The sequence below is a fragment of the Dietzia sp. DQ11-38-2 genome (assembly GCF_014145055.1).
Taxonomy (GTDB): Bacteria; Actinomycetota; Actinomycetes; order Mycobacteriales; family Mycobacteriaceae; genus Dietzia.
In genome coordinates this window covers 1-1,227 of record NZ_JAALDW010000502.1, presented here as the reverse complement: position 1 = coordinate 1,227, position 1,227 = coordinate 1, and the positions used below count along the sequence as shown (strand labels likewise).

Annotated in this window: 1 protein-coding gene; it reads left to right on the top strand. The window is 72.5% G+C overall.

The window, feature by feature from the left end; all coding sequences use genetic code 11:
- The coding region (locus G6026_RS15675) for an MSMEG_0569 family flavin-dependent oxidoreductase (RefSeq protein ID WP_241728135.1) at positions 1 to 1,201 on the top strand (1,201 nt) is incomplete at its 5' end.
- Positions 1,202 to 1,227 lie beyond the last annotated feature (26 nt).

Here is a 1,227-nt window from a genome sequence, read left to right as displayed (position 1 = left end):
CCACCTCGGCGCCGCGGGCGTCGAACATCTGGTGGTGGAGAAGCAGACCGCCGTGCACGCCTGGGCCGACACGCGCTGGGACTCCTTCACGCTCGTCACCCCGAACTGGCACTGCCGACTGCCGGGCTACCACTACGAGGGGCCCGACCCCGACGGGTTCATGACCCGCGACCAGGTGGTGGAGTGGCTGCACGGGTGGCTGGAGACCTTCGAGCCGCCGTTGGCCGAGCACACGGCCGCCACGCGGCTCCGCCGGACCGGGACCGGCTTCGAGGTGACCCTCGCCGGCCCGGTCGGCGAGCGGACGGTCACCGCGGACGAGGTGGTGGTGGCCACCGGCGGCTACCCGATCCCCGTGATCCCGCCCTACGCCTCCTTCCTCGATCCCGCCGTGGTGCAGCTGCACTCCGAGCAGTACCGCAATCCCGACCAGCTGGCCGAGGGCGCGGTCCTGGTGGTGGGGTCGGGCCAGTCCGGTGCGCAGATCGCCGAGGACCTGCACCTCGCGGGCCGCCGTGTCCACCTGGCGGTCGGCAACGCCCCGCGCGTCGCCCGGTTCTACCGGGGCCGGGACTGCATGACCTGGCTCGCGGACATGGGGCTGTACGACACCCCCGCCCAGCAGTACCCGGGGGGCAAGGCCGCGCAGGAGAAGACCAACCACTACGTCACCGGCCGCGACGGTGGACGGGACGTGGACCTGCGGCGCTTCGCCGCCGAGGGGATGCGCCTCTACGGCACGCTCACCTCCGGACGGGACTCCGAGCTGCGCTTCGCCCCGACGCTGACCGACGCCCTGGACTCGGCGGACCGGGTGTACAACTCCATCTGCGCCGACATCGACCGGCACATCGACGCCCACGGGATCGACGCCCCGCCGCCGTCGCGGTACTCCCCGGTGTGGGCGCCCGAGGCCGACCCGACCTCACTCGACCTGGCGGCCGAGGGGATCACCACCATCATCTGGGCCATCGGCTACCGGCCCGACTACCGCTGGATCGAGGCCAGCGCCTTCGACGGCGCGGGCCACCCCATGCAGACCCGCGGTGTGACGGAGGTGCCCGGCCTGTCGTTCGTGGGCCTGCCCTGGATGCACACGTGGGGTTCCGGCCGGTTCCTCGGGATCGACCGCGATGCGAAGTACCTCGCCGACGGCATCATCGCCCGGCGTCACGCCAACCGAGAGGAACGCGCATCATGACCACCTCCACCACCACAGCGGCCGCC